Below are 16,325 nucleotides of genomic sequence, written 5' to 3' on the forward strand. Positions count from 1 at the left end.
CTAGTCCTTCAGCACGTCTTTGTTTTCGGCGACCAGCTCTTCCGCTTCGTGCGCGGCGATGATGGCGTCTTTTTTGCCGAGAAGGATCAGCACGAAGGCCTGCACGGCGCGATAGATGAGCAAGGCAAGGCCAATCGGCAGGATGATGTACGGCATCCAGCGAGGGACACGTTCCTTCACTTCGAACCACTCGACCACGAAGGCCGGCCATTTCAGGTCTTCCATACCGATGGGGAGCTTGTAGAACCGGGCAATATAGGCGTAGGCGCCGCCTTCCGATCCCTTGTTTTCAAGGCCCAGCAACGCACCGAACCATGCCGCTTCAAACAACAAGGCGGCATAAAGGATTGTAAGCACGGCACCGAGCAAAGCAGCCAGACGGAACAGCCGCCGCGGCAGGAGATTGATGATGGCGTCAACGCCCAGATGGGCTCCGATCTTGATGCCGTAGCTCATGCCGAAGAGGATCAGCCAGGCGAAGAGCACGCGCGTGAATTCAAGCGCACCAGTCCAGCCGGAATTGAACCCGTATCGCGCAATCACCTGGGAAAAGGTGACCAGTGTCATCAGTGCCAGAATGATCGCGATGAAGGTCTCGTCCAGAACCTCGATGAACTTCGGCCGGGCGAAATCGAGAACGACATAAACACACAACAGCGCAACAATAAGCACGACCGGCCAGTATGTGGCCAACCAAGAGCCCATATTACCCTCCCCCGTTGAGAGTACTCTTTTGAGAGATTTTCTTGAGAAGTCGAAGAAGGCCGGACGGCCTTCTTCTTATTTTGACGCTAAGCGGTCAGAGGCTTAGCTTGCCTGGTTTGAGGCAACCGCTGCGTCAATGACGTCCTGGCCGATATCGTCGCGGAACTTGTCCCAGACCGGCTTCATGGTCTCGACCCATTCGTCACGCTGTTCCGGCGTCAGCTGACGGACGACGGCGCCGGTTTCCTCGATCTTCTTCTTGTTGTCTTCGTTGATCTGCGTGGAGCGCGCGTTGTACTCATCGGCGACTTCGTTGAAGATCGTCACGAACTGGTCACGTACGTCGGGCTCCAGGCTGTCCAGCCACTCCTGAGAGGTGACGGCCAGATAGGTCAGCAGCTGGTGGTTCGTTTCGGTTGTACCGTCCTGAACCTCGAAGAACTTCTGGGTGTAGATGTTCGACCAGGTGTTTTCCTGACCGTCAACAACACCAGTCTGAAGGGCGCCGTAGACTTCCTTGAAGGCCAGTTTCTGCGCGTTTGCACCCATGGCTTCGATCATGGCAACGGCTACGTCAGAGGTCTGGACGCGGAACTTCAGACCCTTCGCATCCGACGGCACCAAGAGCGGCTTGTCGGCGGAGAACTGCTTCAGGCCGTTGAAAACATACCCAAGGCCAACAAAACCGTAGTCGGACATGGCACCGAGCAGTTCCTGACCCTTGTCACCCTTTGTGAAGGTGGTGACCGCATCCATGTTGGAGAACAGGAACGGCAGATCGAAAACGCGGTACTTCAGCGTGTAGGACTCGAACTTCGACAAGGACGGTGCAGCGAGCTGAACATCACCCAGAAGCAGAGCCTCCATGACCTTGTTGTCATCGAACAGCTGTGAGGATGGGAACACCTGCATGCAGGCCTTGCCGTCCATTTCGGTGTTGATGCGATTGGCAAGTGCAGTTGCCATTTCGCCCTTCGGGTGACCCTGGGCAGCAACAACGTGGCTGAACTTGATGATAACTTCACCATCGCCGCAATCGTCCGCAGCATAGGCGGAAGAAGTCATGGCAAAGGAAGCTGCAGCGGCAGCGGCGATTACAAACTTTTTCATTCGGATGTCCTCCCAGACATTTCAATATGACGGCCGTTTCGGCCGGACAGCGCGGCGGCTGGTCGTGAGTTATTTCGCAAAGTGCGTGCCAACTCCGCCAGAAGGCTTCAAAATCGCTGCTTTCTGCAGACTAGCAAAGCGGCACATCCTCTTTCATCCGGGCTAATTCGTAGAAAATGTGCAGAGTCCGACACATGCGAAAAAGCCGATGTGTCGGAATCGACACATCGGCTCTCTCCAGAATATCAAGTCTTTGTTACTGCCAAAGGGCTCCGCTCTGGACGTCGTGATGCATCAGGACTTCAAGACGCGCCAGTTTCTCCGGATTGCGGATCATGAACACCTGGTTCACGAGCCCGGCTTCGGAAAAACCCAGGGTCATTGCGGTGACAATTTTCGACCCCTCATATTCGACAAGGCCGCGCATGCCGTTGATTTCAATTTCGACGGTCTGACCGTCGGTCCAAAGACGCCCAAGGATCTTGGCAATATACTTGGAAACAGCCTCCGGCCCTTCCAGGATACGGCCAATGGCTGTCGCCTTGCCGCCGCCGTCTGTGCGGAGCTGGACCGATTCTGCCAGAAGTCCGGCCAGTTGCTCCGTCGATCCGGTTTCGAGCGCGGACATGAAGGCTTTTAGGAAACTACTTTGTTGCTCTGCTGTCGGGACCGATCTTGACGCCTGCGATTGAACAAGCCGGGCCGCACGCGACACCAGCTGACGGCATGCTGCTTCGCTCATTTGCAGCGTTTCGGCGACCTCCGCATAAGGCTTTCCGAAGACTTCCCGGAGCAGATAGGCCGCCCTTTCTTTCGGCGTGAGCCGTTCCAGCAGCAGAAGGAAGGCGGTTGTCAGCGATTGCGCGCGCTCAAGGTCGGATTCCGGATCGGACCCGGCGTCGGTCTGAAGGGGCTCAGGAATCCAGGGGCCAACATAGTCGACCCGTTTCCTGTGAGCTGTCTTCAGATAATCGAGACACCGATTGGTACAGATCGTCGTCAACAATGCATCCGTGCTGACGACCGAGGATTTTTCCACGCCCTGCCATTTGACGAATGTGTCCTGGACCGCGTCTTCCGCATCCGCCATCGACCCGAGCATGCGGTAGGCGAGCCCGAGCAATCTCGGGCGCGCTTTTTCAAAGAGTTCGGTTTCAGTCGCGGTCGTCATGTCAATGGTTCGAGACCTGTATCCGGTTCCAGAGGTTGATCATGGCCACTGCCGATGTCATGGCACTGATTTCCGCGTCCGAATAATGCGCCTGCAGATCGTTTCTGAGATCAGCATAGTCGGTTTTCACGTCAAGGCTCGTCAAAGCTTCCGCCCAGGCGAGCGCCGCCTTTTCCGCGTCCGTGAAGTCGTCAACGTGCCGCCAGACGGTCAGGCGCTGCAGGCGCTCCTGGCTTTCCCCGTCATCCAGTGCTTCCTTCGTATGCATCTTCACGCAGTAGGCACACTGATTGATCTGAGACGCCCGCAGATCAAGAAGATGATGCAGTTGCGGGTCAAGTTCGGTCTTGCCGATTTCACCGCTCGCAGCAGCGAAACGCTGCAGTACCGTAGGAACGAACTCCTGATAGTTGATTGAGTTTGCTGTCGTCATTGATGTCTTCCGTAAGTCGTTTTGTGGGAGTGACACTCCTTTGACGAGCGAACCATGTGGTTTGTGACAAGCTGCCAGAAATTTATTCGGAGTTTTCATTCCGGCTGAAAAGCGGCGGAAGGCCGGAAGCCAGTTATGTTAGCGATCTATGCATTGCGCGGGTTGGCGCGTTCGCAAGAATGATCGTCGGTGCGCAGCACCTAGCCGAGCTCAACACTCGTCAAACCGCCTCGGCTTCATCCTTGCCAAGCCCGTATTTCCGCATTTTCTCGTAAAGCGCCTTACGGGAAAGGCCGAGGTTTTCGTAAGTCGGCTTGATAGCACCGGCATTGCGCTTCAGTTCGGCGGCAATCAGGGCACGCTCGAAGCCGGCAACCTGATCGAACAGGCTCGAGCCTGAGTCAGCCGCCGGCTCGGGCTGCTGTTCGAGGCCGAGGACAAACCGGTCAGCGACGTTTCTAAGTTCGCGCACGTTTCCGGGCCAGTCCCTTGCGACGAGGCCGGCGAGATAGGCTTCGCTGATGTCGGGAATTTCGCGACGGTAGCGCGCCCTTGCCTCAACGGCGAGATGCCTGAACAAGAGGGGAATGTCCTCAAGACGATCACGCAGCGGCGGGATCGCAACATGGACGACATTGAGACGATAAAACAGATCCAGCCTGAAACGGCCTTCCTTGCCCGCAGCCTCGAGATCCTCCTTGGTCGCGGCTATGAAACGGACATCCAGGTCGATCGCCTTGTTGGAACCGAGGCGTTCGATGGTCCGTGTCTCGATCACCCGGAGCAGCTTGACCTGCAACTCCAGAGGCATGGATTCGATTTCGTCCAGGAAGACCGACCCACCATGTGCGTGTTCAAGTTTGCCGATCCGCTGGCCGCTGGCACCGGTAAAGGCGCCCTTTTCGTGGCCGAAGAGTTCGGATTCGATGATCTCGGCGGGCAAAGCGCCGCAATTGAGCGCAACAAACGGCTTGTCCTTACGCGGGCCCTCGTCGTGCAGCGCACGTGCAACCACTTCCTTGCCGGACCCGGTTTCTCCCAGGATCAGGACATCGGCGTCTGTCGCCGCGAGCGCCGTGACATTTTTCCGGAGAAGATCCATCGAAGCGGTTCTTCCAACCAACCGGCTTTCCAGGCCGGTTCTGTCGGCAAGTTCTTCGCGCAGCTTCCGGTTTTCAAGAACGAGCCGGCGCTTGTCGAGAGCGCGCTCCACCACCGATGCAAGGTGCGTGACCGAAAACGGTTTTTCCAGGAAGTCATAGGCGCCAGCCCGCATGGCCTCGACCGCAAGGGGTACGTCGCCATGGCCCGTGATCAAAACGACAGGAAGCGCCGGGTCGATCTCGAAAGCCCTTCTCATGACCTGAAAGCCGTCGGTCCCCGGCATGCGAATGTCTGTCACAAGCACGCCGTAAAAGTCGCGGCTGATCCGTTCGAGCGCCGCTTCCGGCCTTTCTGTCGCAAAGACGTCCTGACCGGACAGCTCGAGGCCCTGGCTCAGGGAGCCTCTCAGATCTGCTTCGTCGTCGATCAACAGGACCGTTGCCTGATCCATCTTCTATTCCGCCGCCAGTACAGTCTCATCCGCCGCCGGCAGACGCATCGTGAAAACAGCGCCGCCGCCGTCACGATTCGCCGCTTTCAGCGATCCGGAAAAGTCATGAACGATCTTATAGGCGATCGACAAGCCCAAACCGAGCCCCGCGCCAACATCCTTTGTGGTGAAAAACGGATCGAAGATCTGCGGCAGGGCTTCCTCGTCTATGCCGGTGCCGTTGTCGGCAACCTCCAGCACGGCTTCATCGCCTTCCCGTTTCAGGGAAAGGCTGATCAAGGGCGCCGGACTTGCCTGGACCGCGTCAAGCGCGTTGGAGAGCAGGTTGATGACAACCTGTTCCAGGCGAATGCGTCCACCCGCGACGATAATGTCCTCATCCGGGAGATCCACTGACAGCACGAAGCCGCTTTGCTTGATCTGGGGCTGGAGCAACAGCATCGCCTCGTCGATCACCTGTCTCAGTGAGACCGGTTTGATGTCGGTGCCCGACTTTCTCGTGAAGCCCTTGAGCGTCTTGGCGATTTCGGCCATGCGCTTCACCATGCCGCCGATCCGCGTGAGATTGCCCTTTGCTTCGTCGGCGCGGCCGCGGTCGATAAGCATTTCCGCGATTTCCGCATCTGAGCGAATGGCTGCGAGCGGTTGATTGTATTCGTGGCTGAGCGCTGCCGACATGCGCCCGAGCGTTGCCAGCTTTGCCGCCTGAACCAATTCGGCCTGTGTCTGGCGCAGGTTTTCCTCAGCCTGCTGGCGTTCGCCGACTTCCCGTTCCAGATGGGCGTTGGCCCGGCGCAGCTCTGCCGTCCGGCTCTGGACGCGGCGTTCCAGGCGAAGGGCTGCCGCCCGGTTGCGCCGTTCCTCGCGCATGAATTCCTCGCGGCGCGCAATCAGGAACCAGATGCCGCCGGCCGCAATCACGCAGACAAGCAGGGCAACCAGCATGGCCCAGCCCGATTGACGGCGGGCATCACCGATATCAACCAGAGTGCGGACCTGCCAGCCGAGAACAGGCAAGTCTGATGTCAATTGCATATGTGCGTTACCTGCGCCCGCAGACGGCAACAGCAGCTGCATGCGACCCGTCAGCGAAAGGTCCACGACGTTCCAGCCAGGATCCAGCTCGCCGGCTCTCATTCCGCGGAAATCCGGCACATTGGACACTACAACACGGTCGTTCCCGTCCAGGGCAAGTATGGGGTCCTTGCTCAAGGCCCAGGCCTGTTCGACGTCATCCAGGCTCACGCGGACCGCAAGCACACCCAGAAACGTTTCTTCAGTTCGCAAGGGAGAAGCAAAGACATAATTTGAGGGCGTGTCAGGTGTCCCCGGGATCAACTCCCGCCCGAGTTGACCCTGGCTCGCCTGGGTAAATGCGTGCGGAATCCGGCCGGACCCGCCAATGGCGTTGGCAGGAACGCTGTCCTGGCTTGAGACCACCACCTTGCCGGTGGCATCCATCAGCCAGATTTCCTCAGCACCTGACATGCCAGCTGCAATGGCCGCAATCCCGGGTTCCGCGTCGGCCCTTTCCTTGAAGTAGAAACTGGCGATATCCGGGCTGCGGGCAAGCAGAGGTGACAACAGCCGAAACTTGTCCAGTAGCCGCTCCAGAACAGCAGTCTGAACAGCAAGATTGGCGTTCGCGCGGGTTTCCGATTCAGCAAGTGTAATACGCAGGCTGGCCAGACCCGTAAGCCACACGATTAATAACGTGGCCAGAACCAGACCGGCTCCAATCCCGAATTTCATCCTGCGCCAGGTCAAGCGCTTGGGTCTGCGTATCATCGCGTCAGTATAAACCACCAAATTCTGCCGTGAAGGTGACCAAGACAATCAGCACATCGGCCATTGAACGGACTCAAACCAGATTTCTCTGCCGCCGGTCGATGGCGACACTCTTGACGAGGACGGTCACTTCCTTGCCGACAGCCAGTTCCAAGTCGGCAACCGAGGCCCGTGTGATACGCGCCCGGATCGTCTGCTCCTCAAGCGCACACAGGATTTCCGCGTAGGGGCCGGTCTCTTCCGAGATGCTGGTTATTTGTGCCGGAAAGGCATTGCGGATCGAGAGCCCCTTGGGCGGTTCGCTCGCAAGCGCGACATCGCGGGCGCGGATGCGCAAGCGCACCGTGTCGCCGCGCCGGGCTGCCAGATCCGGGATCTGGAGCACCGCACCGCCGATGTCGACAAATGTGAGGCCCCAGTTTTCGTCGACTTCCGTCACCTTGCCATGAACCAGTGCGCCGGCTTCGTGGCGGCCCGTTGCGCGTCCGAGATCCGTACGGGTCAGCATCTCGGCGACCGGCCCAAATGCGGGTGTCCGCCCGTCCGACAGGATCACCAGTGTGTTCGAGAGCCGCGCCACTTCCTCAATGGAGTGGCTGACATAAAGGATCGGAATGCCGGCGTCGACACACAGCCGGTCAAGATAGGGCAGAATATCGTTGCGCCGTGCCTGGTCGAGACTGGCCAGCGGTTCGTCCATGATCAACAGTCTGGGATCGGACAGCAGCGCCCGGCCAATGGCCACCCGCTGTTTTTCGCCCCCCGAAAGGGTTGCCGGCTTGCGCTGGAGCAGGGTGTCCAAGCCAAGAAGTTCGACCACTTCGGTAAAGTTCCGGTCGCCGGACCGGCGACCGGCCCAGCGCGCATAGGTAAGGTTCGACTTCACGCTTAGATGCGGAAACAGCCGTGCGTCCTGGAACACATGCCCGATACGGCGCTGCTGGACGGGCAGATTGGTACCCTTTGCGGAATCAAACAAGACTGTTCCGCCCAGCGAGATTCTGCCCGACGCAGGCCTGACCAGGCCCGCAATCATGTTGGTGAGTGTTGTCTTGCCGGCACCGGACTGTCCAAACAGGGACGTAACGCCGCTTTCACTTTCGAACCGGGCCTGAAAGTCCATTTCACCGACTTTTCCGGAGATGTCGACGTCAAGCAATGTCGCCTCCCAGCCGTATCTTCAGCCGGCGCGCAAGCAGTTCCGAGGCGATCAGTGCCGCGAACGCGACAAACGCGGCGATCAGGGTCAACCTGAAGGCAGCAAGATCGCCACTCGGGGTCTGGGTTGCGGTGTAAAGGGCGAGCGCCAGTGTGCGGGTCTCTCCCGGAATGTTTGAGACAAAGGTGATTGTTGCGCCAAACTCTCCCATCGCCTTGGCAAACCCCAGGATCGCCCCACCCAAAATGCCGGGCAAGGCAAGGGGCAGCGTCACCGTCAGGAAGCTGACAAGCCGATGTGCCCCGAGAGACTTCGCGGCTTCTTCGAGCTTTGGATCGACAGCCTCGAAAGACAGCCGGATGGGGCGCACGATCAACGGAAACGCCATGACACCGGCGGCAAGCGCCGCCCCTGTCCAGTTGAACGCGAAACTGATGCCGAAAACATCGTCGAGAAAGGCACCGACCGGTCCCTTGCGTCCAAAAGTGAGCAATAACACATAGCCCGTGACCACGGGCGGCAGCACCAGCGGCAAGTGAACGAGCGCATTGACGACACCGTGGCCGGGAAATCTGTAGCGTGCGAGGACATACGCCACCAAAATGGCAAGCGGCAGCGACACCGCGAGTGCGGCCGCCGCGACCCTCAAGGTCAGAAGCAAGGCCTGCCATTCGTCTGGTTGTAGATTGAAAAAACTCACGTGCGCCCGGTGTGCTGGTCAAACCGACCGCCAAAGCTTGAACGGCCTATTCAACCTTATCGGTCACAAACCCCAGAGATTGCAAGATTTCTTGTGCCTGCGGCCCCGTCAGATAGGCGAGAAATGTCTGCGCCTGCTGTGTGGGTGGTGTTCCAGTCAGAGCGGCGAGATATTCAATCTCCGGATGACTGTCTTGCGGAAGCTCTGCCAAAACGGCAACGCCGGGTTCGATCGCCGCGTCTGTCCTGTAGACGAGGCCAAGTGGCGTATCCCCCCGCGCAACCGAGGCAAGCGCCACACGCACGTTTTCCATTGGCGCCAGCTGGCCCGAAACCTCCTGCCAGAGCCCGAGCTTTTCAAGTGACGCCCTGCCATAGCGGCCAGCAGGAACCGTCTCCGGATCGGCAATCGCCAAACGTTCGCCGTCGAGCAGCGCGGCGATCTCCGCCGCTTTCAATTCCAGTGGAGACCCGTCGGCCGGGCCGATCAGGACAAGCGCGTTCGAGGCGATCAGGCGCACGCTTTCAGGCAGAACGGCATCTTCTTCGACCGCATAATCCATCCAGTCCGCATCGGCGGAAACAAACAGGTCCGCCGGGGCACCCGCCTCGACCTGACGGGCAAGCGTGCCGGTTCCGGCAAAGGAAAAGACGACCGGCGTCCCCGTTTCCTCTTCGAAGGCTGCACCGATCCGCTCCATGGCCTCACGCGTGCTGGCCGCTGCAAAGACAGTCAGGCTTGACGCTGCCGCGGAAGAAGGGAGCAAAGCCGCCAAAACCGAAAGCACGATCAACTGCCGACAGATCATCCGGCGGCCCGCCGGTCTTCCCGGATCATGTCGGAGCCCTTTTCGGCGATCATGACCGTCGGCGCGTTGGTGTTGCCGGAGGTAATTGTCGGCATTACCGATGCATCGATTACCCGAATGTTGGCAAAGCCGCGCAGTTTCAGCCTTTCATCGACGACGGAAGCTTCATCCATGCCCATGCGGCACGTGCTGACGGGATGAAATATGGTCGTTCCGATGTCGCCGGCAGCTTTGACCAGTTCGTCGTCCGTGGAAAGGTCCGGCCCGGGCAAAAACTCCTCGGGCTGATAGGGCTGCATCGCCGGGGAGGCCATGATCCGGCGCGTCAGTCGGATGGCGTCGGCAGCAACCCGCTTGTCGGCTTCGGCCGAGAGATAATTCGGTTGGATTTCGGGCTGGCTGGTCTTGTCCGGTGACGTGATATGCACGTGCCCGCGGCTTTCCGGACGCAGATTGCAGACGCTTGCGGTCATCGCCGGGAAGCTGTGAAGCGGCTCCCCGAATTTCGGCAAAGACAGCGGCTGGACGTGATATTGCACATTGGCCGTTTCGAAAGACGGGTCGGTCTTTGCAAAGACCCCGAGCTGGCTCGGTGCCATGGCCATCGGTCCGGAACGCTTCAGGATATACTCAAGTCCAATCTTCGCTTTGCCAAACCAGGAGTTGGCAATTTCGTTCATGGTCTTGGCGTTCTTCACCTTGAAGACCGGCCTCAACTGAAGATGGTCCTGAAGGTTCTCACCGACACTCCGGTTTTCATGTCGCGGTTCGATACCGGCTTTTCTCAAGACGTCCGGATTTCCAATACCGGAGAGTTCCAGCAACTGCGGCGAACCGATTGCGCCGGCCGCCACGATCAGCTCACCGGAGACCTTCACTTTTGCCTTTTCACCTGCGACATCGAGCATGAGGCCACTTGCGGTCCCGTTTTCAAAGTCGATCCGGTCAACATGGGCCTCGGTCAGGACGGTGAGATTGGCGCGGTCCTTTGCAGGCCTCAGGAACGCCTTGGCTCCGTTCCAGCGCAGACCTGATTTCTGCGTCACCTGAAAATAGGCAGACCCGAAATTGTCACCGCCGTTGAAATCTTTTGTTTTCGGTATGCCGTTTTCTTCGCAAGCGTCGCGGAAGGCGTTCAGCAATTCCCAGGACATACGCTGTTCTTCGACGCGCAGGTTGCCGCCCTGGGCGTGAAGATCATCGTCCCAGGCGTAGTGGTCCTCTGACTTCCGGAAATAGGGAAGTACGTCGTCCCAACCCCAACCCGGCAGGCCGAGCTGGCGCCAGTGATCGTAGTCCCAGGCCTGACCGCGCATATAGATCATGCCGTTGATGGAAGAACAGCCCCCCAGAACCTTGCCGCGCGGATAGAGCAACGATCTGCCATTGAGGCCCGGATCGGAAGCGGTCTTGAAGCCCCAGTCGACCCGCGGATTGCCAATGCAATGGAGATACCCGACGGGAATGTGGATCCAGATGTAATTGTCCCGCTTCCCTGCCTCCAGCAGCAGAACCTTCATGTCCGGGTCTTCCGAAAGACGGTTCGCCAGGACGCACCCCGCCGTTCCGGCACCCACAATTACATAATCCCATGATCCGAGATCGCGCATCAGTCCTCCCGCGTTGTTTGCCAGATGGAGGCACGAGCGGGGAAGGCGGTCAAGTCCGTTAAACGGCTATGTCGGCGCGGAGGACAATCAGGCGCACCAGGGTTGTTTACGTAATTCTTACGAGACCTTGCGAAAAGAAGGACACACCAGTTCGCGAGGCTTCCCGAATGTCCAATCCTGCGCAGCGCAGCCTGGAGAGTGTTTTCCTGACGGTCTTTGGCACGATCGGCCGCCTTTACCGGCCGGTCCGTGGCCTTATGGGTGCCGGAATACTCTCTGTCTTCATGTTGATGACGGCTGCCGTTACGCTTGTCTTCCCGGTTTCCAACTGGGACATGCTCGCCTATACGGCCACAATCCTTGAGCCGGAGAGCGCGGACGCAATGGACCTCCATACGCGCACCTATGCTCTTGTGAAGGAGAATGTTCCCGAGGGCCAGTACGTCACGCTGACAGAAGATCGCCCTTACCGGATCCGCCAGGCCGAGGATCCGGACGCATTCGCGACGATGCTCGGGTTCTACCGGCTCAAGGTGCTTTACGTGGAAACAGCGCGGCTTCTTGCCGGTTTTACCGGCCCCGTTGAAGCACTGCGGTTGATTTCGCTCCTGTCCACGGTCGCGATTGGCGGCGTCCTGCTGGTTTGGCTCGCGCGAACCGGCACCTTGATATACGGGCCGGTTGTCGCGGCGTTGTTGATGCTGTCTTCCTTCGGTTACGCGGCCCAGCTCGTCTCGCCGGACATTTACGCAACATTCTTCCTGGTGCTGGCGGCACTTTTGTTTGTAGACCGTCTAGATATTCCGGCTGCCCTAAGTCTTGTTGCCGCGTTTCTGGTTCGGCCGGACCATCTGGCCTTCATCGGCGTCTTCTTTGTATTTGCCGCAATCTATGGACCCGGGCGCTGGACGATGACCGCCTGCTTCGCGGCCTGCCTGGCCATATATCTCTGGCTGACCCGCGGATCCGATCATCCGGGCTGGTGGATACACATGTGGTTCACCCATATCGAATATGTGCCGACGCTGAAGGGATTCGATCCGCCGTTTTCCGTCGGCACGTATGTCGAAATGCTGGTCCGCGCCACCGTGAGGGCGTTGATGAATTTCACCTGGATTGCGGTCCTGTTCGGACAGGTTCTGTTTTTCGCCAAGTGCATTTCACCGGAGAAGATGGAGCCGAGGCCACAGGTGCTGCTCTATGCGGTGTTTGCGTCGGTCATCGCCAAATATTTTGTCTTCCCCCATTACGAGACCCGGTTTTACCTGCCGTATCTCATCATCATGGGAATGATCCTGCTGGTCTCGTGGCACCGTCAGCAGCAACAGGAAGCTTAGGGTACGGAACCATAAATGAAGCCGATTTGGCGGCAGGCCCTGAATGTGGTCTGGCCGCTCGCAAATCGGGTCGCACCCGGCGCTGAGTGTTCCTAAGGTCTTCCCAGATCACAGAGGAGACCGCTCATGTTTCAAATTCACCCGCTGCCGGTAGATGCGTTTTCCCATCTGTTCGGCTTGTCTGACGAGGAACTTGCCGCAAGCAATGTCCAGGTTCACATCTCAAACGGCGCCTTTCCCTGCAGGGTTTCCCTTGCGGATGCCGCCGAAGGCGAACGCGTGCTGCTGTTGAATTTCGAGCACCAGCCAGGCGACACACCTTACCGCTCCCGCCATGCGGTGTTTGTGAAGGAAGGTGCACGAGAGGTTCATCCGGAGCCAGGCTCAATTCCAGCTTCTATCGAGAGCCGCCTTTTGTCAGTCCGGGCCTTCAACCGTGACGACGAAATGATCGATGCAGACGTGATTGAAGGCAAGGACGTTTCGGGTCTGATCGCAACCTTTCTCGACAATCCGAAGGTGGCTTATCTTCACTTGCACTTTGCTCGCCGTGGCTGCTTTGCGGCGAAGGTAACGCGTGCCGACACTTAAACTTCAGCTTTACATTTGGAGATCAAGCAAGCGCCCGGGCCGGGCGCTTTTTTGCTGGCCGGCCTCTGCCCAACCGGTACCTGATTTTTGCGTAAACTGGTGCTCGCTTCGGCTATTGTGATTTGAAACCGTCTTCAGCAAAGGATGACTCGTGGTCTAAACTATAGATAATTGTAACGTTAAAGCACCACCATAGGGAGAAACGCATCATGCAATCCGCAGCCAATCGACGCGCCGCTTTCAAGGCCCTTCACGAAAACGGACGCGCTTTTCTGATGCCCAATCCCTTTGATATCGGTTCGGCCCGCATCCTGGACGGCATGCGCTTCGATGCCCTAGCGACGTCCAGTGCCGGCTATGCCTGGACACAGGGCGTCCGCGATGCTGAAGGACTTATCGGGCGTGACGATGCGCTTGGCCACGCCGCAGACATCATCAGTGCAACAAGCCTTCCGGTAAACGGCGACCTTGAAAATGGATTTGGCCACAGCCCGGAAGAAGTCGTCGAGACGGTGAAGGGTGCGATTGAGGTCGGGCTCGCCGGCTGTTCCATCGAGGACTACACCACCGATCCGCAAAATCCATACTATTCACTCGAAGAGGCCGTCGAACGGATCAAGGCTGCAGTCGATGCCAAGAACCGCCTTGCCCCGGATTTCGTGCTGACGGCCCGCAGTGAAGGTCCTGTCCGTACGCAGTATGAGCTTGAGGAAACAATCAAGCGGCTCAACGCTTTTGTGGAGGTTGGCGCGGACTGTATTTATGCACCTGAATTGAAGGAAAAAGATCAGATCGTTGCCGTTCTGGCTGCCGTGAAGGCGCCCATGAACATTCTCGCCGGACGCAAAAACTTTCACCTCACGCGGAAGGAACTTGCCGACATGGGCGTTGCCCGGGTTTCCATTGGCGCAGGTCTCGCCCGGATTGCACTTGGTGCCTTTGTCGCCGCGGCGGAGGACATGAAAGACGGTGGCGCCTTTGGTTGTTTCGACAGGGCGCAAGGAATGAGCGATTTCGAGTCTTTCATGAAAGCACGGCCCTGACCGGAATGGCCCCAACCGCAGATTCGCACGATCCGGAAAGAGCTGGGCCTGGAGACGCAGGAGGCCTGACCGAGCTCGCTCGCCGGGCCTATGAAGGCTTTATCCCGATCATGAAAGCGGTACCGCTGCCGATGACGGCCGACTACGCCGCCTTGATCAACGATGCGGAGGTCTGGGTCATCCGGTCCGGAGATGGAATTGCTGCAAGTCTTGTTCTTGTCGCGGAAGGCGACCACCTCATGATCGAGAGCATTGCCGTCGATCCAGGCCATCAGGGTAGCGGGCTGGGGCGGCGGATGCTCGATTGGGCGCATTTGCGAGCACGGCAGATGAACATGCCCGAGATACGGCTCTACACCAATGTTTTCATGCCCGAAAACCGGGCCTGGTACAAACGGGCGGGCTACACCGAAACGCATCAGGAGCAACGCGGCGACAAGCGCATTGTTCACATGTGCTTCAAGCTTCAGGGTCCGCGCCCTAGCTAGTCGCCCAGTAGGTGAGCACGATCGGAAGCGTCAGGAGGGTCAGGCAAGTGGAGACGAAGATAAAGCCTGCAACACCATGGGCTTCATCGGGCTGGTGCTGCGAAATCGCGAGATAAGTTGCTACCGACGGCGGCATGAAGCACATCAGGATGATCACGTTTTCGATCTTGGCATCGAGCGTCAGAACATGCGTTATGGAAAAGGCCGCCAACGCGGAAATCGCGATATGAATGAGTGAGAGCGCTACTGCCCGCGACACTCCGCTCAGCTTCAGCGTTTCCAGACTGTGTCCGAGTGTGAGCAACATGATCGGGATGGCGAGGCCGCCGAGTATCTCAAGGCTCTTGTCGACCGGATCGGGGATCTTCCATTCGGTCGCCAGCAGAACCAATGCCAGCAGGACCGCATAGATCACCGGCTGGCGCGCGAGCGCCTTGAAGTCTGGGCGCCCCATGGGAATTGCGATCCCGATCGTGAAAATCGCCGTCAGCACGACCACGATGAAGCCAATGGCGACAGCCGTTCCCTCCGGTCCAAAGGCCAGCGTTGCGACCGGCAAACCGATATTGCCGACATTCGACAGCATCATCGGCGCCAGATACGCCCTTATCGATATGCGCATCATTTTCAGAACGGCGAAGCCGATCACACCGAAGATCGCAACCATCGCGGCGGCAGCGGCAAGAACCGTCAGAAACGTATCCAGCTGGACATGTTCTTTCGCCAGATGGGACAGGATCAGGGTCGGATAGCCAACGTTTGACACCAGCGAACCGAAGAGCTTCCGGTCATAAGGTGCCTTGAAATACGCGAGCGCGTAGCCGAGCAGTACGCACAGGAGAACAGGCAGCATCACGTTGATGACATGATCGAAAACCTGTTCCACGAAAACCGCCCCGGATTGATTCTATCCCGTCGCCCAGAATGTCAGGACAATGGGCAGCGTTACAAGGGTCATGAGCGTCGAGACAAGAACGAAGCCTGCAACCCCCGGCGCTTCGTCAGGCTGATACCGCGCGACCGGCAGGTAGGTTATGGCGGACGGCGGCATGAAACACAGCAAGATGACAATGCTTTGCACGCGCCCTTCCAGACCGAGCGCAGTCGTTATCAGAAATGCCGCAATGGCGGAAAGGACGATGTGGACGAGGCTCAGGACAATCGCGCGGGTAAGTCCTCCGAGCTTGAGCGTCCCCAGGCTGTACCCGAGCGTCAGCAACATCACCGGAATGGTGAGACCCGCCAGAATGTCAAAGCTCTGTTCAATTGGTTTGGGCAGCTTCCAGCCCGTTGCCATCATGACAAGCGACAGCAGCACAGCATAAATGACGGGCTGCTTTGCGAGTGCCCGCAGATCCGGCTTGCCCATTGGAAGGGCAATGCCAATCGTGAAGATTGCGGCCAGAATGACGGCAATGAACCCGATCGTGACAGCTGCGCCCTGCGGACCGAAGGCAAGCGTTGCGACCGGCAAGCCGACGCTGCCGACATTCGCGAGCATCATCGGCCCGAGGTAGGCTCGCACCGGTACGCGCAGAATTCTCAGCGCGGCATATCCCAAAACCGCGAAAATCAGAACCAGACCACCTGCCGCAACCATCACGAGGGCAAATGTCGACAGTTGAATGTGCTCTTTCGCGAGATGAGAAATGACGAGCGTCGGATAACCGATATTGGAGACGAGGTCCCCAAAAAGCTTCGTGTCGAAACGCGCCTTGATCAGCGACAGGAAATAGCCGAGCAAAACACAGATCAGAACAGGCAGGAGAACATCGGCAACGTGTTCGACGATACCCGCCATGCTCGCTTCCCGGATCCCTCTTCGTT

Annotated in this window: 16 protein-coding genes; 4 read left to right on the forward strand and 12 right to left on the reverse strand. The window is 58.4% G+C overall.

Going from position 1 to position 16,325, the window contains the following annotated elements:
* The 10 genes from RBB47_RS14330 to RBB47_RS14375 form a co-directional block, all read right to left on the reverse strand.
* Entirely contained in the window at nt 1-705 is a 705-nt protein-coding gene (locus RBB47_RS14330) for a TRAP transporter small permease (protein WP_305986505.1), read from the reverse strand.
* A 102-nt stretch (nt 706-807) separates the two neighbouring features.
* On the reverse strand, nt 808-1,815 hold the full coding sequence (locus RBB47_RS14335) for a DctP family TRAP transporter solute-binding subunit (RefSeq protein ID WP_305986506.1): 1,008 nt from the start codon (nt 1,813-1,815) through the stop codon (nt 808-810).
* A 256-nt stretch (nt 1,816-2,071) separates the two neighbouring features.
* Nucleotides 2,072-2,986, reverse strand: coding sequence for an RNA polymerase sigma factor SigJ (gene sigJ, locus RBB47_RS14340; protein ID WP_305986507.1), 915 nt, complete (start codon nt 2,984-2,986; stop codon nt 2,072-2,074).
* A 1-nt stretch (nt 2,987) separates the two neighbouring features.
* Nucleotides 2,988-3,419 carry a carboxymuconolactone decarboxylase family protein gene (locus RBB47_RS14345; RefSeq protein ID WP_305986508.1) on the reverse strand — a complete coding sequence of 144 codons (432 nt, stop codon included), beginning with the start codon at nt 3,417-3,419 and terminating at the stop codon, nt 2,988-2,990.
* A 220-nt stretch (nt 3,420-3,639) separates the two neighbouring features.
* Nucleotides 3,640-4,974 (reverse strand): sigma-54 dependent transcriptional regulator, encoded by a 1,335-nt coding sequence (locus RBB47_RS14350; protein WP_305986509.1) that lies wholly within the window; start codon nt 4,972-4,974, stop codon nt 3,640-3,642.
* A gap of 3 nt (nt 4,975-4,977) precedes the next feature.
* The gene (locus tag RBB47_RS14355) at nt 4,978-6,780 is read right to left on the reverse strand and encodes an ATP-binding protein (RefSeq protein WP_305986510.1); all 1,803 of its coding nucleotides are present in this window, start codon (nt 6,778-6,780) and stop codon (nt 4,978-4,980) included.
* A gap of 55 nt (nt 6,781-6,835) precedes the next feature.
* Nucleotides 6,836-7,921: a molybdenum ABC transporter ATP-binding protein gene (gene modC / locus RBB47_RS14360; protein WP_305986511.1), complete on the reverse strand. Its 1,086-nt coding sequence runs from the start codon at nt 7,919-7,921 to the stop codon at nt 6,836-6,838.
* A complete protein-coding gene (modB, locus tag RBB47_RS14365) occupies nt 7,914-8,621 on the reverse strand; it encodes a molybdate ABC transporter permease subunit (RefSeq protein ID WP_305986512.1) in 708 nt (235 codons plus the stop codon). The genes modC and modB overlap by 8 nt, the downstream gene beginning before the upstream one ends.
* Before the next feature lie 46 nt (nt 8,622-8,667).
* The gene (gene modA, locus RBB47_RS14370; protein WP_305986513.1) at nt 8,668-9,408 is read right to left on the reverse strand and encodes a molybdate ABC transporter substrate-binding protein; all 741 of its coding nucleotides are present in this window, start codon (nt 9,406-9,408) and stop codon (nt 8,668-8,670) included.
* A gap of 17 nt (nt 9,409-9,425) precedes the next feature.
* The gene (locus RBB47_RS14375; RefSeq protein WP_305986514.1) at nt 9,426-11,039 is read right to left on the reverse strand and encodes a GMC family oxidoreductase; all 1,614 of its coding nucleotides are present in this window, start codon (nt 11,037-11,039) and stop codon (nt 9,426-9,428) included.
* A gap of 167 nt (nt 11,040-11,206) precedes the next feature.
* Here RBB47_RS14375 and RBB47_RS14380 point away from each other — a divergent pair, with 167 nt between their 5' ends.
* The 4 genes from RBB47_RS14380 (at nt 11,207) to RBB47_RS14395 (ending at nt 14,498) form a co-directional block, all read left to right on the forward strand.
* Nucleotides 11,207-12,376, forward strand: coding sequence for a hypothetical protein (locus RBB47_RS14380; RefSeq protein ID WP_305986515.1), 1,170 nt, complete (start codon nt 11,207-11,209; stop codon nt 12,374-12,376).
* Nucleotides 12,377-12,502: 126 nt separating this feature from the next.
* Nucleotides 12,503-12,967 carry a DUF1203 domain-containing protein gene (locus RBB47_RS14385; protein WP_305986516.1) on the forward strand — a complete coding sequence of 155 codons (465 nt, stop codon included), beginning with the start codon at nt 12,503-12,505 and terminating at the stop codon, nt 12,965-12,967.
* Between the two features lie 209 nt (nt 12,968-13,176).
* Nucleotides 13,177-14,010: an oxaloacetate decarboxylase gene (locus tag RBB47_RS14390; RefSeq protein ID WP_305986517.1), complete on the forward strand. Its 834-nt coding sequence runs from the start codon at nt 13,177-13,179 to the stop codon at nt 14,008-14,010.
* Nucleotides 14,011-14,015: 5 nt separating this feature from the next.
* Complete coding sequence (locus RBB47_RS14395) at nt 14,016-14,498, forward strand: GNAT family N-acetyltransferase (protein WP_305986518.1); 483 nt, start codon at nt 14,016-14,018, stop codon at nt 14,496-14,498.
* On the opposite strand, the gene RBB47_RS14400 is transcribed toward RBB47_RS14395, so the two are convergent.
* Nucleotides 14,491-15,384: an AEC family transporter gene (locus RBB47_RS14400; RefSeq protein WP_305986519.1), complete on the reverse strand. Its 894-nt coding sequence runs from the start codon at nt 15,382-15,384 to the stop codon at nt 14,491-14,493. The genes RBB47_RS14395 and RBB47_RS14400 overlap by 8 nt on opposite strands.
* 21 nt (nt 15,385-15,405) lie before the next feature.
* Nucleotides 15,406-16,299: an AEC family transporter gene (locus RBB47_RS14405; RefSeq protein WP_305986520.1), complete on the reverse strand. Its 894-nt coding sequence runs from the start codon at nt 16,297-16,299 to the stop codon at nt 15,406-15,408.
* Nucleotides 16,300-16,325: the final 26 nt, after the last annotated feature.

The organism is Roseibium sp. MMSF_3544 (assembly GCF_030732845.1).
Classification (GTDB): Bacteria; Pseudomonadota; Alphaproteobacteria; order Rhizobiales; family Stappiaceae; genus Roseibium.

Bases quoted from the DNA above. Each gene is read 5' to 3' on its own strand.
- RBB47_RS14395 (WP_305986518.1), top strand. From the start codon at position 14,016: ATGGCCCCAACCGCAGATTCGCACGATCCGGAAAGAGCTGGGCCTGGA.
- RBB47_RS14345 (WP_305986508.1), bottom strand. From the start codon at position 3,419: ATGACGACAGCAAACTCAATCAACTATCAGGAGTTCGTTCCTACGGTA.
- RBB47_RS14335 (WP_305986506.1), bottom strand. From the start codon at position 1,815: ATGAAAAAGTTTGTAATCGCCGCTGCCGCTGCAGCTTCCTTTGCCATG.
- RBB47_RS14385 (WP_305986516.1), top strand. From the start codon at position 12,503: ATGTTTCAAATTCACCCGCTGCCGGTAGATGCGTTTTCCCATCTGTTC.
- RBB47_RS14330 (WP_305986505.1), bottom strand. From the start codon at position 705: ATGGGCTCTTGGTTGGCCACATACTGGCCGGTCGTGCTTATTGTTGCG.
- RBB47_RS14390 (WP_305986517.1), top strand. From the start codon at position 13,177: ATGCAATCCGCAGCCAATCGACGCGCCGCTTTCAAGGCCCTTCACGAA.
- RBB47_RS14405 (WP_305986520.1), bottom strand. From the start codon at position 16,299: ATGGCGGGTATCGTCGAACACGTTGCCGATGTTCTCCTGCCTGTTCTG.
- RBB47_RS14375 (WP_305986514.1), bottom strand. From the start codon at position 11,039: ATGCGCGATCTCGGATCATGGGATTATGTAATTGTGGGTGCCGGAACG.
- RBB47_RS14380 (WP_305986515.1), top strand. From the start codon at position 11,207: ATGTCCAATCCTGCGCAGCGCAGCCTGGAGAGTGTTTTCCTGACGGTC.
- sigJ (WP_305986507.1), bottom strand. From the start codon at position 2,986: ATGACGACCGCGACTGAAACCGAACTCTTTGAAAAAGCGCGCCCGAGA.
- RBB47_RS14350 (WP_305986509.1), bottom strand. From the start codon at position 4,974: ATGGATCAGGCAACGGTCCTGTTGATCGACGACGAAGCAGATCTGAGA.